Source organism: Streptomyces sp. CA2R106, assembly GCF_037034245.1.
GTDB lineage: Bacteria > Actinomycetota > Actinomycetes > Streptomycetales > Streptomycetaceae > Actinacidiphila.
The window spans coordinates 1-20,447 of the sequence record NZ_JBAGKC010000052.1; the positions used below are offsets into that span (position 1 = coordinate 1).

General features: G+C 72.6%; 19 protein-coding genes and 2 riboswitches. Of the genes, 15 read left to right on the plus strand and 4 right to left on the minus strand.

Annotation, left to right across the window (positions count from 1 at the left end; genetic code table 11):
• Positions 1 to 156: 156 nt before the first annotated feature.
• The 10 genes from WA788_RS34365 to WA788_RS34410 all read left to right on the plus strand — a co-directional run bounded on the left by WA788_RS34365 (position 157) and on the right by WA788_RS34410 (position 10,371).
• Complete coding sequence (locus WA788_RS34365) at positions 157 to 765, plus strand: CDP-alcohol phosphatidyltransferase family protein (RefSeq protein WP_335984268.1); 609 nt, start codon at positions 157 to 159, stop codon at positions 763 to 765.
• Positions 766 to 787: 22 nt separating this feature from the next.
• Positions 788 to 3,283, plus strand: a complete 2,496-nt coding sequence (locus WA788_RS34370) for a mannose-1-phosphate guanyltransferase (RefSeq protein ID WP_335984270.1) — start codon at positions 788 to 790, stop codon at positions 3,281 to 3,283.
• Positions 3,284 to 3,481: 198 nt separating this feature from the next.
• On the plus strand, positions 3,482 to 4,417 hold the full coding sequence (locus WA788_RS34375; RefSeq protein WP_335984272.1) for a DUF881 domain-containing protein: 936 nt from the start codon (positions 3,482 to 3,484) through the stop codon (positions 4,415 to 4,417).
• A gap of 4 nt (positions 4,418 to 4,421) precedes the next feature.
• Positions 4,422 to 4,754, plus strand: a complete 333-nt coding sequence (locus WA788_RS34380; RefSeq protein WP_202237672.1) for a small basic family protein — start codon at positions 4,422 to 4,424, stop codon at positions 4,752 to 4,754.
• Positions 4,755 to 4,761: 7 nt separating this feature from the next.
• The gene (locus tag WA788_RS34385) at positions 4,762 to 5,574 is read left to right on the plus strand and encodes a DUF881 domain-containing protein (protein WP_335984274.1); all 813 of its coding nucleotides are present in this window, start codon (positions 4,762 to 4,764) and stop codon (positions 5,572 to 5,574) included.
• A 63-nt stretch (positions 5,575 to 5,637) separates the two neighbouring features.
• The gene (locus WA788_RS36160; protein ID WP_443034140.1) at positions 5,638 to 6,474 is read left to right on the plus strand and encodes an FHA domain-containing protein; all 837 of its coding nucleotides are present in this window, start codon (positions 5,638 to 5,640) and stop codon (positions 6,472 to 6,474) included.
• Positions 6,475 to 6,507: 33 nt separating this feature from the next.
• The gene (ftsR, locus tag WA788_RS34395) at positions 6,508 to 7,254 is read left to right on the plus strand and encodes a transcriptional regulator FtsR (RefSeq protein WP_335984278.1); all 747 of its coding nucleotides are present in this window, start codon (positions 6,508 to 6,510) and stop codon (positions 7,252 to 7,254) included.
• Between the two features lie 173 nt (positions 7,255 to 7,427).
• A complete protein-coding gene (locus WA788_RS34400; RefSeq protein ID WP_335984280.1) occupies positions 7,428 to 7,901 on the plus strand; it encodes a bifunctional nuclease family protein in 474 nt (157 codons plus the stop codon).
• A 325-nt stretch (positions 7,902 to 8,226) separates the two neighbouring features.
• Positions 8,227 to 8,772, plus strand: a complete 546-nt coding sequence (locus WA788_RS34405) for a MerR family transcriptional regulator (protein ID WP_335984297.1) — start codon at positions 8,227 to 8,229, stop codon at positions 8,770 to 8,772.
• A 180-nt stretch (positions 8,773 to 8,952) separates the two neighbouring features.
• On the plus strand, positions 8,953 to 10,371 hold the full coding sequence (locus WA788_RS34410; RefSeq protein ID WP_335984281.1) for a DNA polymerase IV: 1,419 nt from the start codon (positions 8,953 to 8,955) through the stop codon (positions 10,369 to 10,371).
• Here the strand turns inward: WA788_RS34410 and WA788_RS34415 are convergent.
• Positions 10,293 to 10,664: a PRC-barrel domain-containing protein gene (locus tag WA788_RS34415; RefSeq protein WP_335984283.1), complete on the minus strand. Its 372-nt coding sequence runs from the start codon at positions 10,662 to 10,664 to the stop codon at positions 10,293 to 10,295. The two genes, WA788_RS34410 and WA788_RS34415, sit on opposite strands and share 79 nt — an antisense overlap.
• Positions 10,665 to 10,810: 146 nt before the next feature.
• A riboswitch (glycine riboswitch) is annotated at positions 10,811 to 10,923 on the plus strand.
• A 1-nt stretch (position 10,924) separates the two neighbouring features.
• A riboswitch (glycine riboswitch) is annotated at positions 10,925 to 11,048 on the plus strand.
• A gap of 62 nt (positions 11,049 to 11,110) precedes the next feature.
• Between WA788_RS34415 and gcvP the strand changes: the two genes are divergently transcribed.
• Complete coding sequence (gene gcvP, locus WA788_RS34420) at positions 11,111 to 14,008, plus strand: aminomethyl-transferring glycine dehydrogenase (protein ID WP_335984285.1); 2,898 nt, start codon at positions 11,111 to 11,113, stop codon at positions 14,006 to 14,008.
• Between the two features lie 260 nt (positions 14,009 to 14,268).
• Positions 14,269 to 14,463 (plus strand): DUF5999 family protein, encoded by a 195-nt coding sequence (locus WA788_RS34425; protein ID WP_335984286.1) that lies wholly within the window; start codon positions 14,269 to 14,271, stop codon positions 14,461 to 14,463.
• Between the two features lie 96 nt (positions 14,464 to 14,559).
• On the opposite strand, the gene WA788_RS34430 is transcribed toward WA788_RS34425, so the two are convergent.
• Entirely contained in the window at positions 14,560 to 15,147 is a 588-nt protein-coding gene (locus tag WA788_RS34430) for a hypothetical protein (RefSeq protein WP_335984288.1), read from the minus strand.
• Positions 15,148 to 15,622: 475 nt separating this feature from the next.
• Here WA788_RS34430 and WA788_RS34435 point away from each other — a divergent pair, with 475 nt between their 5' ends.
• Both WA788_RS34435 and WA788_RS34440 read left to right on the plus strand, forming a co-directional pair.
• Entirely contained in the window at positions 15,623 to 17,116 is a 1,494-nt protein-coding gene (locus tag WA788_RS34435) for a glutamate--cysteine ligase (RefSeq protein WP_335984290.1), read from the plus strand.
• A 234-nt stretch (positions 17,117 to 17,350) separates the two neighbouring features.
• Positions 17,351 to 18,157, plus strand: a complete 807-nt coding sequence (locus WA788_RS34440; RefSeq protein ID WP_435134864.1) for a CPBP family intramembrane glutamic endopeptidase — start codon at positions 17,351 to 17,353, stop codon at positions 18,155 to 18,157.
• Positions 18,158 to 18,275: 118 nt separating this feature from the next.
• On the opposite strand, the gene WA788_RS34445 is transcribed toward WA788_RS34440, so the two are convergent.
• Positions 18,276 to 18,467, minus strand: coding sequence for a DUF1059 domain-containing protein (locus WA788_RS34445; protein WP_335984292.1), 192 nt, complete (start codon positions 18,465 to 18,467; stop codon positions 18,276 to 18,278).
• 119 nt (positions 18,468 to 18,586) lie between these two features.
• Between WA788_RS34445 and WA788_RS34450 the strand changes: the two genes are divergently transcribed.
• Complete coding sequence (locus WA788_RS34450) at positions 18,587 to 19,447, plus strand: MOSC domain-containing protein (RefSeq protein WP_335984294.1); 861 nt, start codon at positions 18,587 to 18,589, stop codon at positions 19,445 to 19,447.
• Positions 19,448 to 19,503: 56 nt separating this feature from the next.
• On the opposite strand, the gene WA788_RS34455 is transcribed toward WA788_RS34450, so the two are convergent.
• Positions 19,504 to 20,328: an SAM-dependent methyltransferase gene (locus WA788_RS34455; protein WP_335984301.1), complete on the minus strand. Its 825-nt coding sequence runs from the start codon at positions 20,326 to 20,328 to the stop codon at positions 19,504 to 19,506.
• Positions 20,329 to 20,447 lie beyond the last annotated feature (119 nt).

Below are 20,447 nucleotides of genomic sequence, written 5' to 3' on the forward strand. Positions count from 1 at the left end.
ATTGGGGCCCGGCCTCGGATGATGAATCCGAGGCCGGGCCTTTGTCATTTCCGGCCCTGGGGTAGAGTCGGCCCGCGACATCGGCACGGGGCCCCTCGGGATCGTAGCTGCCGGCAGCCAAACGTACACGCACAGACATCAGCAGGAGGGGCCCCGGTGGAGGTCCAGGAGACACGGGTGCAAACGGATCGGATCTTCACGATCCCCAACATCCTGAGTATGGCGCGCCTGGTCGGTGTTCCGGTGTTCCTGTGGCTGATTCTGTGGCCCGAGTTCGGCGGGCCGAAGGCCGACGGATGGGCACTCCTCGTGCTCGCCTTCAGCGGGGTGAGTGACTACCTCGACGGCAAGCTGGCCCGGCGCTGGAATCAGATCAGCGAACTGGGCCGGGTGCTGGACCCCGCGGCCGACCGCCTGTACGTGCTGTCCACCCTGGTGGGCCTGACCTGGCGCGGCATCCTGCCGCTGTGGCTCACCGTGCTGCTGCTGGCCCGGGAGGCCATGATGGCGGTGATGCTGCTGATTCTGCGGAGGCACCGCTACGGCCCACCCCAGGTGAACTTCATCGGGAAAGCGGCTACCTTCAACCTCATGTACGCCTTTCCGCTGCTGCTGTTGAGCGACGGCAGCGGGTGGGTCGCGAGCGTGGCGACTGTTTTCGGCTGGGCGTTCGCGGGTTGGGGTACGACCCTGTACTGGTGGGCAGGGTTCCTCTATGTGGTGCAGGTCCGGCGACTTGTCAGGACGGACGCCACGGCTGGCTGAGTCACGAGGAGGACGTTTCCATATGAAGGCGGTTGTAATGGCCGGCGGCGAGGGCACACGCCTTCGCCCCATGACGTCGAGTATGCCGAAACCGCTGCTGCCGGTGGTGAATCGCCCCATCATGCAGCACGTTCTCAATCTGCTCAAGCGGCACGGGCTCACCGAGACAGTGGTCACCGTCCAGTTCCTGGCGTCCCTGGTGAAGAACTACTTCGGGGACGGCGAGGAATTGGGCATGGAGCTCTCCTACGCCAACGAGGAAAAGCCGCTGGGAACGGCGGGCAGCGTCAAGAACGCCGAGGAGGCGCTCAAGGACGACGCGTTCCTGGTGATCTCGGGCGACGCCCTGACGGATTTCGACCTGACCGAACTGATCGCGTTCCACAAGGAGAAGGGCGCCCTCGTCACGGTGTGCCTGACCCGGGTGCCGAATCCGCTGGAGTTCGGCATCACCATCATCGACGACGACGGCAAGGTCGAGCGCTTCCTGGAGAAGCCGACCTGGGGCCAGGTCTTCTCGGACACCGTCAACACCGGTATCTACGTGATGGAACCCGAGGTGTTCGACTACGTCGAGCCCGATGTTCCGGTGGACTGGTCCGGCGATGTCTTCCCGCAGCTGATGAAGGAGGGCAAGCCGGTCTACGGCTTCGTCGCCGAGGGCTACTGGGAGGACGTGGGCACCCACGAGAGCTATGTGAAGGCCCAGGCGGACGTCCTGGAGGGCAAGGTCGACGTCGACATCGACGGCTTCGAGATCTCGCCCGGCGTGTGGGTCGCCGAGGGTGCCGACGTGCACCCGGACGCGACGCTCCGCGGTCCGCTCTACATCGGTGACTACGCGAAGGTCGAGGCCGGCGCGGAGATCCGCGAGCACAGCGTCATCGGTTCCAACGTCGTGGTCAAGACCGGCGCGTTCCTGCACAAGGCGGTGATCGCCGACAACGTCTACGTCGGTCCGCAGACGAACCTGCGCGGCTGCGTCATCGGCAAGAACACCGACGTGATGCGGGCCGCGCGGATCGACGAGGGTGCGGTCATCGGCGACGAGTGCCTGATCGGCGAGGAGTCGATCATCGCGGGCACCGTACGGGTCTACCCGTTCAAGACCGTCGAGGCCGGCGCGTTCGTGAACACCTCGGTGATCTGGGAGTCCCGCGGCCAGGCGCACCTGTTCGGCGCGCGCGGCGTCTCCGGCATCCTGAACGTGGAGATCACCCCGGAGTTGGCGGTACGGCTGGCGGGCGCGTACGCGACGACGCTGAAGAAGGGCGCCACGGTCACCACGGCCCGTGACCACTCCCGCGGTGCCCGGGCGCTGAAGCGGGCGGTCATCTCGGCGCTCCAGGCGAGCGCGATCGACGTCCGCGACCTGGAGAACGTGCCGATGCCGGTGGCCCGGCAGCAGACCGCGCGCGGCAGTGCCGGCGGCATCATGATCAGAACCAGCCCCGGGCGCCCTGACTCGCTGGACATCATGTTCTTCGACGAGCGCGGCGCGGACCTGTCGGGTGCCGGGCAGCGCAAGCTGGACCGGGTGTTCTCGCGGCAGGAGTACCGCCGGGCGTTCCCCGGCGAGATCGGCGACCTGACCTTCCCCGCGACGGTCTTCGACTCGTACACCGGTGCGCTGCTGCGGGCGGTGGACACCACCGGGATCGCCGACGCCGGGCTGAAGGTCGTGGTGGACGCGGCCAACGGCAGCGCGGGTCTGGTGCTGCCGAGCCTGCTCGGCCGGCTGGGCGTGGACGCGCTGACCATCAACCCCGGGCTGGACGAGGCGCGGCCGACCGAGACCGAGCAGAGCCGCCGGGCCGGGCTGGTGCGGCTCGGTGAGATCGTCTCCTCGGCGCGTGCCGCGTTCGGGGTGCGCTTCGACCCGGTCGGCGAGCGGATGTCGCTGGTCGACGAGCGGGGCCGGATCGTGGAGGACGACCGGGCGCTGCTGGTGCTGCTCGACCTGGTGGCGGCGGAGCGGCGCAGCGGCCGGGTGGCGCTGCCGGTGACCACCACTCGGATCGCCGAGCAGGTCGCCGCCTACCACGGCACCCAGGTGACGTGGACGACGACGTCGCCGGACGACCTGACGCGGGTGGGCCGGGACGAGGGCACGATCTTCGGCGGTGACGGGCGCGGCGCTTACATGGTGCCCGAGTTCAGCAGTGTCTTCGACGGCACGGCGGCGTTCGTGCGGCTGATCGGCCTGGTGGCCAGGACGCAGCTCACGCTGAGCCAGATCGACGCCCGTATCCCCAAGGCGCACGTGCTCAAGCGGGACGTGCCGACGCCGTGGGCGGTGAAGGGCTCGGTGATGCGGCGGGTGGTCGAGGAGGCCGGCGACCGGTCGGTGGACACCACCGACGGGGTGCGGGTGGTGGAGTCCGACGGCCGGTGGGTGATGGTGCTGCCGGACCCGGCGGAGGCCGTCACGCACCTGTGGGCCGAGGGGCCGGACGACGCGTCCGCGCAGGCGCTGCTGGACGAGTGGTCCGAGGTGGTGGAGAGCGCCGGTCCGTGACCGGTTCCGAGGGTCCCTGGCGGGTACCGCGACCGGTCGGCAGGTGACCGGTAGGTGATCGGCGGGTGATCGGCAACCGGTCGGCTTCCGGCAGCACTGCGGTCGGAATGCCGACCGGGGCCGACCCGAACCGGTCGCGCGGTGTGAACGGCGCGTCGGCGGGGGCCCGTTCGGAAGTGGGCGCCGCGACGTGCGACGATGTGCGGCATGCCGCAGCAGCAACCCGATCGGAGTAACCCCGTGCCCGGGGCCGCCCCGCGACGCCTCGACGCGTCGATGTCGCTGCTGACGAACATCATCGAGCACAGCCTCGACGACGGGTACGCGCAGGCCGCGGCCCGGCGCGGGCAGGTCGGCACGTCGCGGCTGCCGAAGGCGCTGGGCGGGAAGTTGGGGCTGGCGGCCGGTCTGGTGCTGGCCGCGCTGGTGGTGACGCTCGGTGCCGCGCAGGCGCGGGTGTCGGCGCCCACGGTCGCCAAGGAGCGGCAGAACCTCATCGACCGTATCCGGACCGAGACCAAGAGCACCGACGGGTTGCAGCAGAACGTCGACGCGCTGCGTGCCACCGTCTCCGCGGAGCAGCAGGCCGCGTTGAAGCGGAAGGGCGACGGCGGGGAGCGGCTGGTCGAACTGCTCGCCGCCGCCACGCCGGTGCACGGCCCGGGGGTGAAGCTGGTCGTCAACGACGCCGAGGAAGCCTCTGAAGGGGGCACCGGCGGCCCGCGGGAGAGCAGTGGCTTCTCCGACACCGGGCGGGTCCGCGACCGCGACATGCAGCACGTGGTCAACGGGCTGTGGGACTCGGGCGCCGAGGCGATCTCGGTCAACGGCGAGCGGCTGACGGCGCTGTCGGCGATCCGGGCCGCCGGGGACGCCATACTGGTCGACAACAAGCCGCTGGTGCCGCCGTACACGGTGCTGGCGATCGGGGACGGGAAGCGGTTGGGCACGGCGTTCCAGCACAGCGCGGACGGGGACTACCTGCACGTGCTGGTGGCGAACTACGGCATCAGGTCGAGCCTGAGCGTGCAGGGGGACGTACACCTGCCCGCCGCGCCCTCGCTGATCCTGCGGTACGCCACACCGGGCGCGTCCACGACGCCGCCGAAGACGCCGTCCAACGGGAAGGGTTGACGAAGTGATCGCCGTACTTGGCCTCGTCGTGGGGGTCGTGGTCGGGCTGGTGGTGCGCCCGGTGGTGCCCTCGGGTGTCGAGCCGTACCTGCCGATCGCCGTCGTGGCCGCGCTCGACGCCGTCTTCGGCGGGCTGCGTGCCATGCTGGACGGCATCTTCGACGACAAGGTCTTCGTGGTCTCCTTCCTGTCCAACGTGGTGGTGGCGGCGCTGATCGTCTTCCTGGGCGACAAGCTCGGGGTCGGCGCGCAGCTGTCGACCGGTGTGGTGGTTGTCCTCGGCATCCGGATCTTCTCCAACGCCGCCGCGATCCGCCGGCACGTCTTCCGGGCGTGAGGTCCGGATGAGCGACGAGCAGGAGAACCAGGAGAACGGGGACTGCGGCGTGCAGCCGGGTGCGGGGGAGCAGGAGCGGGAGAAGCCGGCCGCCGCACCGGGGAGCGGGCGGCAGCGCCTGCTGGCCGGGCTGTGGCCGCCGCGGCTGACCCGCGCCCAACTCATCGTCGCGGTGCTGCTGTTCGTGCTGGGGCTGGGGCTGGCCATCCAGGTGCGCACCACCAGCGACGACAACAGCACGCTGCGCGGGGCGCGCCAGGAGGACCTGGTCCGCATCCTGACCGAGTTGGACAACCGCGGCCAGCGGCTCCAGGACGAGAAGCGCGGACTGGAGAACCAGCGCAGCGAGTTGGAGACCAGTTCCGACCAGGCCGCCGAGGCGCTCAAGCAGACGCAGGAGAAGGCGCGGGAACTCGGCGTGCTGGCCGGTACGGTGGCGGCTCAGGGCCCGGGGATCACCCTGACGGTCAGGGACCCGCACGGCCAGGTCGAGGCCGACTCGCTGCTGGACACCGTCCAGGAGCTGCGTGCGGCCGGCGCGGAGGCGATCCAGGTCAACAACGTACGTGTCGTCAGCGACACTTACTTCACCGACGGCACCGACAGTGTGCTGGTCGACGGGCACCAATTGGCCCAGCCGTACGTCTTCAAAGTCATCGGCAACCCACCGGACCTCGAGCCGGCGCTGAACATCCCCGGAGGGGTGGTGCAGACGCTGGAGAAGGAGCAGGCGAGTGCTGATGTGGTCAGGTCGCAGAAGATCGTCGTGGACGCCTTGCGGCCGTCGAAGCAGCCTGACTACGCTCGGTCATCCCAGTGAGGATGGGGTCGGGGATCTGGCCGGGTGCTGAGTGGTGGAAACTGTGAGTAGTGAGAGTTCGTCCTGCCCCACGGGCGGGTCTGCTTCTTTCAAGGGGAATCGCCCGTGAAGTTGTTTGGGAAGTTGTTCGGCAAGAGCGCCCGCCAGTCGGGTGACCCGGCCACGGCACGCCACCGTGCGCCGCGGAGCGGGGCGGAGGACGTCGGCCAGCCGGCCGAGCGTCCGCTGTTCCGCGCGGACCCGTCGCAGGAGGGCGGCGGGTTTTCGGCTGCGCCCGGCGTGGCGCCTGTTGACCCCGGTTCGGCCCCGCGCATAGGTTTCGGGGAATCGTCGGCCTCGGACACGGGTGGTGAGCACGGCGTGCTGGTCTGCGGCAGGTGCGGGCACCAGAACGCGGCGGCGAGCCGGTTCTGCAACAACTGCGGCGCTCCGTTGCGCGGCGGGCAGGCCGCGGCGCCCTTCGAGCGGCCCTCGGAGACCACGTCGACGATCTCGATCTCGAGCATCGAGGCGTACGAGGCGGAGGCGACGGGGCAGACCCCGATGCCGTCGCTCTCCCCGGAGGCGCAGGCGGCCGTGGCGGCGCTGCCGCCGGGTTCGGCCCTGCTGGTGGTGCGGCGCGGACCGAACTCCGGCAGCCGCTTCCTGCTGGACGGCGAGCTGACCACCGCCGGCCGGCACCCGCAGAGCGACATCTTCCTGGACGACGTGACGGTCTCGCGCCGCCATGTGGAGTTCCGGCGCGGCGCCGACGGCGTGTTCACCGTCTCCGACGTCGGCAGCCTCAACGGCACCTATGTCAACCGGGAGCGGATCGACGCGGTGCAGTTGTCCAACGGGGACGAGGTGCAGATCGGCAAGTACCGGCTGGTCTTCTACGCGAGCCAGGCGGGTGTCTGACCCTCCCGCCGCACGGTCCCAGGGAAGGTGTGCATGCCGAGAACGTCAGGCGGTGCCGGTGACGGCACCGCCGCCGTCTCCGCCGGGGACGACGGCGCCCTGCTGAGCATCGGCGCGGTGCTCTCCCGGTTGCAGGACGAGTTCCCCGAGGTCACCATCTCCAAGATCCGCTTCCTGGAGGCGGAGGGGCTGGTGGAGCCGCAGCGCACCCCCTCGGGGTACCGGAAGTTCAACGGGGCGGATGTCGACCGCCTGGCGTACGTCCTGCGGGTGCAGCGCGACCACTACCTGCCGCTGCGGGTGATCCGGGAGCACCTGGACGCCATGGACCGGGGCGAGCCGGTCGCGCTGCCCGGCCCGGGTGAGTCGCGTGAGGCGCTGGAGGGCTCCCTGGAGCCCGAGGAGCCCGCGCGGATGCGGATCGGCCGGGACGAGCTGCTGGCCGCCACGGGGGCCGACGGCGACGCGCTCGCGGAGTGGGAGTCGTACGGGCTGATCGCGGCGGACTCCCGGGGCGGTTACGACGCCGACGCGGTGAACGTGGCCCGGCTGATCGTGGACCTCGGCCGGTTCGGGCTGGAGCCGCGCCATCTGCGCGCGGTGAAGGCGGCCGCCGAGCGGGAGGCGGGCCTGGTCGAGCAGGTGGTGGCGCCGTTGCGGCTGCACCGCAACCCGCAGACGCGGCTGCACGCGGAGGCGACCGCCCGGGAGCTGGCCACGCTGTCGGTGCGGCTGCACGCGGCGATGGTGCAGTCGGCGCTGCGGGTCCGGCTGGACTGACCCTCCGGCGGCCGACGGGCACCGGATTTCGGCCGGATCGCGGCCGGAAGTGCCGCCCGGGGCGGCCGGCAGGGGGAGAACCGCCTGGCGGAGGGGGCTCCGGATGGCTTTCGGGCCGCGCCCGGGGCCTGCCCGACTACCCAAACCCCGCGGGCACGGCCTAGGGTTGCTGTGTGAACGAGCTCGACGTTGTGGGTGTCCGGGTCGAAATGCCCTCCAACCAACCGATCGTGCTCCTGCGTGAAGTAGGAGGCGACCGGTACCTGCCCATCTGGATCGGGCCGGGAGAGGCGACGGCCATCGCATTCGCGCAGCAGGGCATGACCCCTGCGCGACCGCTGACTCACGACCTCTTCAAGGACGTGCTCGAGGCGGTGGGACAGACGCTGACGGAGGTGCGTATCACCGACCTGAGGGACGGCGTGTTCTACGCGGAGCTGGTCTTCGCCGGCGGGGTCGAGGTCAGTGCCCGCCCGTCCGACGCCATAGCGCTCGCCCTGCGCACCGGTACGCCGATCTACGGCAGCGAAGGTGTGCTGGACGACGCGGGGATCGCGATCCCGGACGAGCAGGAGGACGAGGTCGAGAAGTTCCGCGAGTTCCTCGACCAGATCTCGCCCGAGGACTTCGGGACCAGCAACCAGTAGGCCCGGACGTCGCCGCCGTGCGGCGGTGGGCCCGGCTCGCGGGCCGGGCCGCTGCGGGCTGCCCGGATGGGGGCAATATTGCCGCCGCGGGGGCATTCGGAACTGGGTTCCCGCCGTGCAATCAGATCAAACCACTCCTGGGGTGAATTTCACTCGGCGTGCCGAGCGTGGCGATCGTTGACGCACGTGTGACGACTGCCTACCGTCAGAGGGAAAGTCCGGTGGCACGTGCACGCGGCCAGTGGACGCGAAGGGGACGGAGGGCGTCGTGAGAAGTACCGGCGACGGTTTGGCGACCGGCGGCCCGTATCCGGCCCGGGGGACACTGGCTCCCGCGGCGGTGGGCGCCGACGGCGGCCCGCCGGCCGAGACGCCGCCCGAGCAGGTCGGCTACCGGGGCCCCGCGGCCTGCGCCGCGACGGGCATCACCTACCGCCAGCTCGACTACTGGGCCCGGACCGGCCTGGTCGAGCCCAGCGTGCGCCCGGCCTACGGCTCGGGCACCCAGCGGCTGTACGGCTTCTCCGACGTGGTCGTACTCAAGATCGTCAAGCGGCTGCTGGACACCGGCGTCTCCTTGCAGAACATCCGCACCGCCGTCCAGCACCTGCGCTCGGTCGGCCCGGGCGAGCTGGCCCGGATGACCCTGATGAGCGACGGCGCGACCGTCTACGAGTGCACCTCGCCCGACGAGGTGGTGCAGCTCCTCCAGGGCGGCCAGGGCATCTTCGGGATCGCCGTCGGCGTCGTGTGGCGCGACGTGGAGAGCGCGCTGTCGCAGATGCACGGCGAGCGCGTGGACACCGGCGAGACCCTGATCGGCCACAATCCGGCCGACGAACTGGCCCGGCGCCGCAACAAGGCGGTCTGAGCCCCGGCCGCAGGTGCCTCCGGCCCGTGACAGGCCAGCCCCCAAGGCCCGGCCGGTAAAGCCCGGCCGATAAAGCCCCGCCCCGTAAGGACCTGGCCCCACCCGTACGCCCCGGCCGCGACCCGCCGTCGCCGTACACCTGTACGGCTGCTGTCGGTGGGATGCGGGAGGCTTGGGTGTGTGAGAAGTGCGCCGACGATCCTGCACCTGGACATGGACGCGTTCTTCGCCGCGGTCGAGCAGGCGTCCAAGCCGAGCCTGCGGGGCAAGCCGGTGGTGGTCGGCGGCCTGGGACCCCGCGGCGTGGTGTCGACCGCGTCCTACGAGGCACGTGTGCACGGCGTCCACTCCGCCATGGCGATGGCCCACGCCCGCCGGCTGGCCCCGAACGCGGCCTACCTCGTGCCGAGGTTCGGCCTCTACCGGCAGATCAGCGAGATCGTGATGGGCCTGCTGCGCGAGGCGTCACCGCTGATAGAGCCGCTGAGCGTGGACGAGGCGTTCCTCGACCTGGAAGCCGGCGCCTACGCCGACGACCCGCGGGCCGTGGCGCGCGGGCTGCGCGCCGACATCAAGGCCGCCACCGGCCTGACCGCCTCGGTCGGGCTGGCCGGCTCCAAGCTGCTGGCGAAGATCGCCTCGGAGCAGGCCAAGCCGGACGGCCTGGTCGTGGTCGAGCCGGGCACCGAGCGGGCGCTGCTGGACCCGATGCCGGTGCGCACCCTGCCCGGCGTCGGCCCGGCCACCGCCGAGCACCTGCGCCGGGCCGGCATCCTCACCGTCGCCGAGATCGCCCAGGCGGGCGAGGCGGAGCTGGTGCGGCTGCTCGGCAAGGCCCACGGCGCGGGCCTGCACGCCATGGCCGCCGGTGTTGACAACCGCCCCGTGGTCGCCGACCGCGACGTCAAGTCCATCTCCGTCGAGGACACCTTCGACAGCGACCTCACCGACCGCGCCCATGTGCGGTACGAGATCGACCGGCTCGCCGAGCGCTGCGTGCAGCGGCTGCGCGGCGCGGGCCGCTCCGGCCGCACCGTCGTGGTGAAGGTCCGGCGGTACGACTTCTCCACCCTCACGCGCTCCGAGACGCTGCGCGCCCCCACCGACGACCCGGCCGTCGTCCGCGAGACCGCCCGCCGGCTGGTGGAGGCCGTGGACACCACCGGCGGGGTGCGGCTGCTCGGGGTGGGCGTGGCGGGGCTTGCCGACTTCACGCAGGAGGACCTGTTCGCGCAGGCCGAGGGCGAGCGCGCGCTGCACGGCGGCACCGAGCCGGACGCCCCCGAGCCGCTGCCCAGCAGCCCGCCGCCCGCGGCCGAACGGGCCGACCGCTGGATGCCCGGCCATGACGTCACCCACGACAGCTACGGCGCCGGATGGGTGCAGGGCAGCGGCGTCGGCCGGGTGACGGTCCGCTTCGAGGTGCCCACCGACACCGTGCCCGGCCGGGTGCGCACCTTCCCCGTGGACGACCCGGCGCTGCGCCGCAGCGACCCGCTGCCGCTGGCCGCCCAGCAGGCTCACTCCTCGTCGGCCAGCTCCCCGAAGTCCCCGGACGGCGCCGGCTCGGCCGCCGAGCGTGGCACGTCCATCCCGTAGTGGTGGTAGAGCTGCAACTCCTGCTCGGGCGACAGGTGCCGGCCCACCCCGAAGTCCGGGGCGTCCTTGATCAGCGCCTTCTCGTACGGCACCCGCAGCTTGTCGCCGTCCAGCTCGCTCGGGCCGAGCGGCACGAAGGCGTCCCGGGTGAACAGGCCGGTGCGCACCGCGGCCCACTCCGGTGTGCCGGTCGCGTCGTCGAGGTAGACCTCGTCCACCGTGCCGATCCTCGTCCCGTCACGGTCGAAGGCGCGGCGGCCGATCAGGCTGCGCGGATCGATGTCGGTCTGCACGGTCCCTCCAACCAGTCCAACCAACCCCAGGCCGCCGCCGTACGGCGGCCGCTGGTACCTACCCAAGGCCACAACCGGGGCGGTGTCGACTCGGCACCTGTTCCGACCCCTGTTCGGAACGCGCTGGTAGGCTGGACAGCGGCCGTCGACCCCGTGCGGGAGAGTCCTCCGAGAACCCCGCCTGGCGGCGGTTGGCGGAGGGCGCCGAAGGAGCAAATCCTCCCCGGAAACTCTCAGGCATCCGTACCGCTCGGGTGAGGTCACTCTGGAAAGCAGGACCTGTCCCGGAAGCAGAGCGGCCGCCGGGACGCGTCCTCACCGACGGTGAAAGCCGCCCTGTGGGCCGGGGCGGTGAAGCTCTCAGGTTGTGATGACAGAGGGGGAGGCCGTACGGGTGCCCTGGCGGCACCCCCCGAAGGTCGTCACGGACCAGGAGGCCCCCGAAGATGAGTGACCGCCGAACCACCCTCGCCGAGCTGGAAGCAGGCCGGCCCTTCGCCCGCCGCCACATCGGTCCCGACGTCGAGGCGCAGGCCAAGATGCTCGCCCAGGTCGGCTACGGCTCGCTGGACGAACTGACCGCCGCGGCCGTCCCCGACACCATCAAGAGCACCGAGGCGCTCGCCCTGCCGGCCGCCGTCACCGAGGCCGAGGCGCTCGCCGAGCTGCGCGCGCTCGCCGACCGCAACCAGGTGCTCACCCCGATGATCGGCCTGGGCTACTACGGCACCTTCACCCCGCCGGTCATCCTGCGCAACGTGCTGGAGAATCCCGCCTGGTACACCGCCTACACCCCGTACCAGCCGGAGATCTCCCAGGGCCGCCTCGAAGCGCTGCTGAACTTCCAGACCGTCGTCGCCGATCTCACCGGCCTGCCCACCTCCGGGGCCTCCCTGCTGGACGAGGGCACCGCGGCCGCCGAGGCGATGGCGCTGTCCCGCCGGGTCGGCAAGGTCAAGAACGGCGTCTTCCTGGTCGACGCCGACACCTTCCCGCAGACCCTGGCGGTGATCCGGACCCGGGCCGAACCGACCGGCGTCGAGGTCGTCACCGCCGACCTGTCCGCCGGCATCCCCGCCGACGTCGCCGAGCGCGGCGTGACCGGTGTGCTGCTCCAGTACCCGGGCGCCTCGGGCGCCGTCCGCGACCTGCGGCCGGTGATCGAGCAGGCGCACGAGCTGGGCGCGATCGTCACCGTGGCCGCCGACCTGCTGGCGCTGACCCTGCTCACCCCGCCCGGCGAGCTCGGCGCGGACATCGCGGTCGGCACCACCCAGCGCTTCGGCGTCCCCATGGGCTTCGGCGGCCCGCACGCCGGCTACATGGCCGTCCGCGACGCCTACGCCCGCAACCTGCCCGGCCGCCTGGTGGGCGTGTCGGTCGACGCCGACGGCGACACCGCCTTCCGCCTCGCCCTCCAGACCCGCGAGCAGCACATCCGCCGGGAGAAGGCCACCAGCAACATCTGCACCGCGCAGGTGCTGCTCGCCGTGATGGCCGGCATGTACGCCGTCTACCACGGCCCCGACGGGCTGGCCGCCATCGCGCGCCGCACCCACCGCTACGCCGCGGTGCTCGCCGCGGGCCTGCGCGCGGCCGGCGTGGAGGTCGTCGAGGACGCGTTCTTCGACACCCTGACCGCCCGGGTGCCGGGCCGGGCCGCCGACGTGGTGGCCGCCGCCCGCGCCGCGGGCGTCAACCTGCGGCAGACCGACGCCGACCACGTCGGCATCGCCTGCGACGAGACCACCGACCGCGCCGCGCTCACCTCGGTGCTCGCCGCGTTCGGCGCGGACACCGCGGACACCGCCGACCTCGACGCCCTCGACGCGGCCACCGCCGACGCGCTGCCGGCCGCGCTGCTGCGCACCGGCGACTACCTCACCCACCCCGTCTTCCACCGGCACCGCAGCGAGACCTCGATGCTGCGCTACCTGCGCCGGCTCGCCGACCGCGACTACGCCCTGGACCGCGGCATGATCCCGCTGGGCTCGTGCACCATGAAGCTCAACGCGACCACTGAGATGGAGCCGGTCACCTGGCCGGAGTTCGGCGCGCTGCACCCCTTCGCGCCCGCCGACCAGGCCGAGGGCTACCTCAGCCTGATCCACGGCCTGGAGGACCAGCTCGCCGCGATCACCGGCTACGACAAGGTCAGCCTCCAGCCCAACGCCGGGTCGCAGGGCGAACTGGCCGGGCTGCTCGCGGTCCGCGCCTACCACCGCGCGGCCGGCGACCTGGACCGCACGGTCTGCCTGATCCCGTCCTCCGCGCACGGCACCAACGCCGCGAGCGCGGTGATGGCCGGGATGAGCGTGGTCGTCGTCAAGACCGGCCAGGACGGCGACGTGGACGTCGACGACCTGCGGGCGAAGATCGAGCAGCACCGCGACCGGCTCGCCGTGCTGATGGTCACCTACCCCTCCACGCACGGCGTGTTCGAGGAGCACATCACCGACATCTGCGCGGCCGTGCACGACGCGGGCGGCCAGGTCTACGTGGACGGCGCCAACCTCAACGCGCTGGTCGGGCTCGCCCGGCCGGGCCGCTTCGGCGCCGACGTCTCCCACCTGAACCTGCACAAGACGTTCTGCATCCCGCACGGCGGCGGCGGCCCCGGCGTCGGCCCGGTCGCGGTCCGCGCCCACCTCGCCCCGCACCTGCCCAACCACCAGCTCCAGCCGCAGGCGGGCCCGGCCACCGGCGTCGGCCCGGTCTCCGCCGCGCCGTGGGGCTCGGCGGGCATCCTGCCGATCTCCTGGACGTACGTCCGGCTGATGGGCGCCGAGGGCCTCAGGCAGGCCACCCAGATCGCCGTACTGAGCGCCAACTACGTCGCCAAGCGGCTGGAGGCGCACTACCCGGTGCTCTACACCGGCCCCGGCGGCCTGGTCGCCCACGAGTGCATCATCGACCTGCGGCAGCTGACCAAGGACACCGGCGTCAGCGTCGACGACGTCGCCAAGCGGCTCATCGACTACGGCTTCCACGCCCCGACGATGTCCTTCCCGGTGGCCGGCACCCTGATGATCGAGCCCACCGAGAGCGAGGACCTCGCCGAACTCGACCGGTTCTGCGAGGCGATGATCGCGATCCGCGGCGAGATCGACCGGGTCGGCGCGGGGGAGTGGCCCGCCGACGACAACCCGCTGCGCTCCGCCCCGCACACCGCGGCCGCCCTCGGCGGCGACTGGCAGCACCCCTACAGCCGCCAGGAGGCCGTCTTCCCCGCCGGCGTGCACCCCGCGGACAAGTACTGGCCGCCGGTGCGCCGGATCGACGGGGCGTTCGGCGACCGCAACCTGGTCTGCTCCTGCCCGCCGCTGGACGCCTACGAGGGCTGACCGGCCCCGCGGCCGCACTGTGGGAAGGCGGCGCCTTCCGACCCGGAAACGGGCGGAAAGCGCCGCCTTCGTGTCCGCAACCGGCCGCGCGGATGGCGCGTCCTGCACCAATGAGCAGCGCGCACGTGAAACACCTGCGGAAGGCCGTCCGGGGCGCAAGACTGGGACCGGCCGCGCGAGAACGGGGGACCCACATGAGCCAGGCAGGCCACGCGACCGACCGCACCATTCACCTCTCGCAGCGAAAGACACCAGTGACCATGTGCAAGCACGAGCCGCAGTGCCCCACCGCCGACAGCGCCGACCGTGAGGCCGCCCTGATCGTGGCCCACCACCCGGAGCAGGGCTGGAGCCTGCTGTGCAACGGGGTGCTGCTCTTCGAGGACACCGGGGAGATCCTGCCCGACGGGCAGATCATCGCGCCGCACCGGCCGCTGGCCGCGGCAGGCGCCTGACGGGGAGTGCGACGGGGGCAACGAAAGCCGGTTTCCCCGGGCCTTGCCGCGCCCGGGGAAACCGGCTCCGCTCGTGCCGAAGGCGTGCTCTGCGGGCTACGCGGGCGAGCCGGCCAGCGGCGGCGGGGCGAGCCAGCTGTTGAGCAGCGGCGCCATCTCCACGATCCGGTACACCCGGTGCGAGGCGATCCCGGGCGGCGCCGGGGCCAGCGGGATGACCAGGTCGGCCGGGTCCGGCTGCGCGGTGGCGGCGTCGGCCCGCGGCACCGAGTGCAGCCACAGCGCCATCATGTAACGGCTCGGCACCGACAGCAGGTGCGGCTGGTAGGTGGCCGGCAGCGGTTCGGCCTGGCGCAGCGCGCGCTCGGTGGAGGCCAAGTAGGGGCCCTCGGAGAAGCGCGAGAACACCCATCCGTCGGGGGTCGCCACGGTCTCGCCCGCCGCGGCCACCCGGGCCCCCGCCCTGATATGGAACCGCCAGCCGGCCAGCCGCGCGTGGGGCAGGCCGCCGGGCACCGACGCGGGTTCGAACACATGGACCGGCAGGGGGTGTTCGGCGTCCAGCGGCCCCTCCGCGGTGCGCAGGGCGGGGGTACGGGCTTCCAGGACCGCGGTGGGCGAACTGAGCGCCGCCAGGACGCTCAACAGGGCGGGTGCGGGTGCTGGGGGGACAAGCAGCGGCATGGTGTTGTCGCCTCTCACTGGGAGACACGTGGTGCGGGCACAAAGCGGTGCGGGCGAGATGCGGACGGCCGCGGTCAGTACCTGGTGAGGGTTACTGCTCAAGCTCGCCCGGCGACGGCGGATACTCTGCCTCGTGCGCGGAGTTTATACGACGTATGTTCGCTCCATGTTTCATCTACCGGCCGTCGGCATTACCCGCAAGGCGGTAATCCGCCTTCCTCCGGACGGCCGCAGCCGACATTACCGCAGGTTGCCGCGCGGTCGTCGGCGATTTCCGCGGTGTACGGTCGGCCGGAAACATACGGTGCCAATAGGCGGGATTTCCCGCCGTGTCCTGGGCCGAATGTGCCATCGGCACGTGCCCGCTGTCGGCCACTACGGCAAGCGTAGCGTGCACACCCGGTCGAGGTGGGCGTTATCGATCAGTTCCATGGGGCATCCTCCCGTGAGGACCCGCACGAGGAGGGACGCTTCGATGGGGGAGAAGGTCGCGGCCGGGGCGTTCGACCTGGCCGACCGGCGCATGTACCGGAACAAGCTCCAGCAGTGCCTGCTGGGGCTGGAGCGGCTGCTGGCGGAGAAGCGCTTCGACCGGCCGCGCAATCTCATGGGCCTGGAGATCGAATTGAATCTCGCGGATTCCCGCGGGCTGCCCCGCATGATGAACGAAGAGGTGCTGGAGCGCATCGCGAGCCGTGATTTCCAGACCGAGCTGGCCCAGTTCAATATCGAGGTGAACATCGCGCCGCACGCGCTTTCCGGCCGGGTCCTCGACCGGCTCGCCGAGGAACTGCGCACCGGCCTCGGCTACGCCGACCGGATGGCCGGCGAGGTCGGCGCCGGCATCGTGATGATCGGCATCCTGCCCACCCTCCAGGCCCAGGACCTGGTCTCGGCGAACCTCTCCCGCGCCGACCGCTACACCCTGCTCAACGACCGCATCCTCGCCATGCGCGGCGAGGACATCACCCTCGACATCGAGGGCGTCGAGCACCTCGTCTACACCTCCGCCTCGATCGCGCCCGAGGCGGCCTGCACCTCCATGCAGATGCACCTCCAGGTCACCCCGGGCCGCTTCGGCCCGGCGTGGAACGCCGCGCAGGCGGTGTCCGCGCCGCAGGTGGCGATCGGGGCGAACTCGCCCTTCCTCTTCGGCCGCGAACTGTGGCGCGAGACCCGCCCGCTGCTCTTCCAGCAGGCCACCGACACCCGCCCGCAGGAACTGCGGGCCCAGGGCGTGCGGCCGCTGACCTGGTTCGGCGAGCGCTGGATCGACTCCGCGGCCGACCTGTTCGCGGAGAACCTGCGCTACTTCCCCTCGCTGCTGCCGATCTGCCACGAGGAGGACCCGCTGCGCGTGCTCGACGAGGGCGGGGTGCCCGAACTGCGCGAGCTGACCTTGCACAACGGCACGATCTACCGCTGGAACCGCCCGGTCTACCAGGTCGTCGACGGGGTGCCGCACCTGCGGGTGGAGAACCGGGTGATGCCCGCCGGGCCGACAGTCGCCGACGTCATCGCCAACGCGGCGTTCTACTACGGCCTGGTGCGCTCGCTCGCCGAGGCGCCGCGGCCGGTCTGGCAGCGGCTGCCGTTCGGCGCCGCCGCCGCGAACTTCGACGCGGCCTGCCGGGACGGCGTGGACGCGGTGCTGCACTGGCCGCGCCCGCGCGGCACCGCGCTCGCCCAGGTGCCGGCGGCCGACCTGATCCGCGACGAGCTGCTGCCGCTGGCCGCCGCCGGGCTGGACGCCTGGGGCATCGACCCGGCCGACCGCGACCACTACCTCGGCATCATCGAGCAGCGCTGCCGCCGCCGGACGAACGGCGCCCGCTGGCAGGCCGACGCCTTCCACCACTACCTCGACCGCGGCCTGGACCGCCGGGCGGCGCTCGCCGCGATGACGCAGCGCTACCGGGCCCTGTCCACCGAGGGTGCCCCGGTCCACACCTGGCCGCTCCCGGGCTGACCGGCCCCCGCCGTACGTCCCGCCGCACACCCGCTGCCCGCCCCGCCGCGCGCCTGCCGCCGTACGGGTGCCGGGGCGCGCTGCGGACCGGTCGCGGACATGACGACCCAGGCGGGTGGCGTAGGCTCGCGCGGCGCACCCACCGCGCGAGCGCGGCACCGGGGCGGGGTGGTGCGGTGGTAGGGCGGCGGGCGGGATCTTCGTATCGTGTCCACGACGACACGGGAGGACCGCGTGCAGGCATCAGTACAGGCCGAGGCCGGGCAGCCGGAGCGGCCGCAGCCGCTGCTGGAGGAGCGGACGCTGCGCAGCGAGACGCTGATCGTGCTGGCGCTGTCGCTCGGCGCGAGCGGCGTCTCCGCGGTGATCAGCTTCATCGGGTCGGTGACCCGGCCGGGCGCGCTGAAGGACCAGGCCGCGACGCTGGTGGGTTCGGCGGCGCCCGGCCGCCCCTGGCTCGACCTGGCCTGGCAGGTGTTCTACATCGCCACCGCGCTCGTCCCGGTCGCGCTGGTCGCCCACCTGCTGGCGCGCGAGCGGGTCGGGATGCCCGCGCTCGGCTTCGACCTCACCCGGCCGCGCTGGGACCTGGCCCGCGGCGCGCTGGTCGCGGCGGTGATCGGCGGCACCGGGCTCGCCTTCTACCTGGGCGCGCGGGCCGCCGGGTTCAACCTCACGGTGGTGCCCGAGTCGCTGCCGGCGGTGTGGTGGCGCATCCCGGTGCTGATCGCCTCCGCCGTGCAGAACGCGGTGCTCGAAGAGGTCATCGTGGTGGGGTACCTGCTGCGCCGGCTCGACCAGTTGAAGTGGTCGCCGACCGCGGCGCTGGCCGCCAGCGCGGTGCTGCGCGGGTCCTACCACCTGTACCAGGGCGTGGGCGGCATGGTGGGGAACATGGCGATGGGCGTGGTGTTCGTGCTGCTCTACCGCCGCTGGGGCCGGATCGGGCCGCTGGTCGCCGCGCACTCGCTGATCGACACGGTCGCCTTCGTCGGCTACGCGCTGCTCGCCGGGAAGGTCGGCTGGCTGCCCACCGGGTGACGGGCGCCGCGGCGGCAGGAGGCGGCGCCGGGGCGTACCGCGTACGGGCCGCGCACGGAAAGAGGGGTACCGGTCGTGCGCGGGAGACGGGGACGGGCCGCCCGGCGCCGGGGGCGGGTCAGACGTGCTGCGGGACCTCGTCCTTGAGCATGCCGCGGATCTGCTGGCGCAGTTCAGGGCTGTCGTCGTGGCCGTGCACGGATGTCGCGTGCTCGCTGGCGGCACGGACGACCTCGTCCTCCTCGCCGGAGATGGTGAGGGTGCAGTTCGACTCGCTCGGGTAGTCCCGGCAGTCGGCTACTTTGCGCATGACGCACCTCCTCTCCTTCGTCTCCCAGGGTAGTGCGGGCGCTGCCCGGGACGCGGGGACCGGTGCGGCACGGGATATATGGCTTGACCGGGAAAACCGGGGTGGGCAGGCTCTGCACGGTGACCGGACCCGAGGCTGTGCCCGCTGCCGTGGTGGGGGCGCTGCTGCGCTACCCCGTGAAGTCGATGCTCGGCGAGGCGGTCGCCGCCGCCGACGTGACCGAGCGCGGGCTGCCGTACGACCGGGCGCTCGCGCTGGTGCACCGCGGCAGCGGCAAGGTCGCCAGCGCGAAGAACCCGAGGCTGTGGCGGCGGCTGCTCACGCTGAGCGCCGAGGCGGCACCGGAGGCGGTACGGATTCTGCTGCCGGACGGCAAGGAGCTGCGGAGCACCGACGCCGACGTGGACCAGCGGCTCTCCGACGTCCTGGAGCAGCCCGTCACGCTGACCGCCCGGCCGCCGGAGCGGGCGGAGCTGGACCGGGCACACCCCGACGAGGTGCTGCGCGAGGGCGTCCGCGCCCGCGTCGGCGTGGACGTGGGGCGGCTGGGCGGCGCCGCCCCCGCCGGCACCTTCTTCGACTTCGCCCCGCTGCACCTGATCACCTCGGCCACGCTGCGCCGGATCGGGGAGCTGAGCCCGCAGGGGGCGCCGGCGGTGGCGCGATACCGGCCGAACATCGTGATCGACGGCGCCGGGAGCGGCTTCGTGGAGAACGACTGGCTCGGCCGGGACCTGCGGATCGGCGACCACCTCACGCTGCGGGTCATCGCCCGCACCCCGCGCTGCGCGATCCCGACCCTTCGGCACGGCGCCCTGCCGCGCGACACCGGCGCCCTGCGGGTTCCGGCGGCCCACAACCGGGTGGCCCCCATGCCCGACTCCGACCCGCAGCCCTGTGCCGGTGTGTACGCGCAGGTCCTCCGCCCGGGCCGCATCACCCCTGGTTCTCCGCTCACCCTCCTCCCGGCGGCCGGGTAGCCCGCCCTGCGCGCCGCCCGCGGCGGCCCCCGCGCCGCCCGCAGCCGCGCCGAGCGCTACCGGCGGACCGCCGAGACCAGCCTGCCGAGCCGCTCCTCGCGGTGCGGCGGGGCGCCGTACGGGCGGCCGTAGGCGGTGGCAAGCTCGCGCAGGGTGTGGTCATCGGCGTCCCAGCCGTGCCCGGCCAGCCAGCCCACCGGGTCGTCGGGCACCTCCGAGACCCACAGGGACGTGGCCGAGCCCGGCGCGGCGTCCGCGCCGAAGCGCCTCACCGCGCCGCGCGCGGCCAGCGTCAGCCCCATCCGGCTGCCGGCCGCCGACTGCGCGCCGATCCGGGCCACCAGCCCTTCCACCGCGTCCCGCGGCAGGTAGACCAGCAGTCCTTCGGCGACCCACACGGTGGGCGCGGACGGGTCGTGCCCCGCGGCGGCCAGCGCCGCCGGCCAGTCCTCCCGCAGGTCCGCCGCGACGGTGCTCCGCTCGCAGCGGGCGACGGCCCGCTCCTGGCGCAGCACCGCTGCCTTGAAGTCCAGCGGCGCGGCGGTGTCGACCTCGAACAGCCGGGTGCCCTGCGGCCACTCCAGCCGGAAGGCCCGGCTGTCCAGTCCGGCGCCGAGCAGCACGACCTGCCGGACCCCGGACGCCGCCGCCTGCCGCACCAGGTCGTCCAGGAACCTCGTCCTGATCACGATCCAGGACGCCACGGCCAGCCGGCGCCGGCGCTCGGCCGCGTCATCAGCGACGTCGGCCGGCGGCGCGGAAGCGGGCCACCGTCCGCCCGCGGCGGCGAACGCCCGTGCCAGCGGGTCGTGGAACAGCGCGTCGTGCCGCTCGCTCTCCAGCGCCCGCACCCGGGCCACCTCCACGGCCGTGGCCCACACCCCCGACGGCCGCACCGGCTCCCGCTCATCCGTCACCGCGCCAGCCTAGTGGACTGCTCCCCTCGGGGGGGGGGGGGGGGGGGGGGGGGGGGGGGGGGGGGGGGGGGGGGGGGGGGGGA

Excerpts from the sequence above, each read along its gene's own strand:
- WA788_RS34425 (WP_335984286.1), top strand. The coding sequence starts at position 14,269 with ATGTGCAAGCACGAGCCGCAGTGCCCCACCGCCGACAGCGCCGACCGT.
- WA788_RS34445 (WP_335984292.1), bottom strand. The coding sequence starts at position 18,467 with ATGCGCAAAGTAGCCGACTGCCGGGACTACCCGAGCGAGTCGAACTGC.
- WA788_RS34430 (WP_335984288.1), bottom strand. The coding sequence starts at position 15,147 with ATGCCGCTGCTTGTCCCCCCAGCACCCGCACCCGCCCTGTTGAGCGTC.
- gcvP (WP_335984285.1), top strand. The coding sequence starts at position 11,111 with ATGAGTGACCGCCGAACCACCCTCGCCGAGCTGGAAGCAGGCCGGCCC.
- WA788_RS34375 (WP_335984272.1), top strand. The coding sequence starts at position 3,482 with ATGTGCGGCATGCCGCAGCAGCAACCCGATCGGAGTAACCCCGTGCCC.
- WA788_RS34370 (WP_335984270.1), top strand. The coding sequence starts at position 788 with ATGAAGGCGGTTGTAATGGCCGGCGGCGAGGGCACACGCCTTCGCCCC.
- WA788_RS34385 (WP_335984274.1), top strand. The coding sequence starts at position 4,762 with ATGAGCGACGAGCAGGAGAACCAGGAGAACGGGGACTGCGGCGTGCAG.
- ftsR (WP_335984278.1), top strand. The coding sequence starts at position 6,508 with ATGCCGAGAACGTCAGGCGGTGCCGGTGACGGCACCGCCGCCGTCTCC.
- WA788_RS34435 (WP_335984290.1), top strand. The coding sequence starts at position 15,623 with ATGGGGGAGAAGGTCGCGGCCGGGGCGTTCGACCTGGCCGACCGGCGC.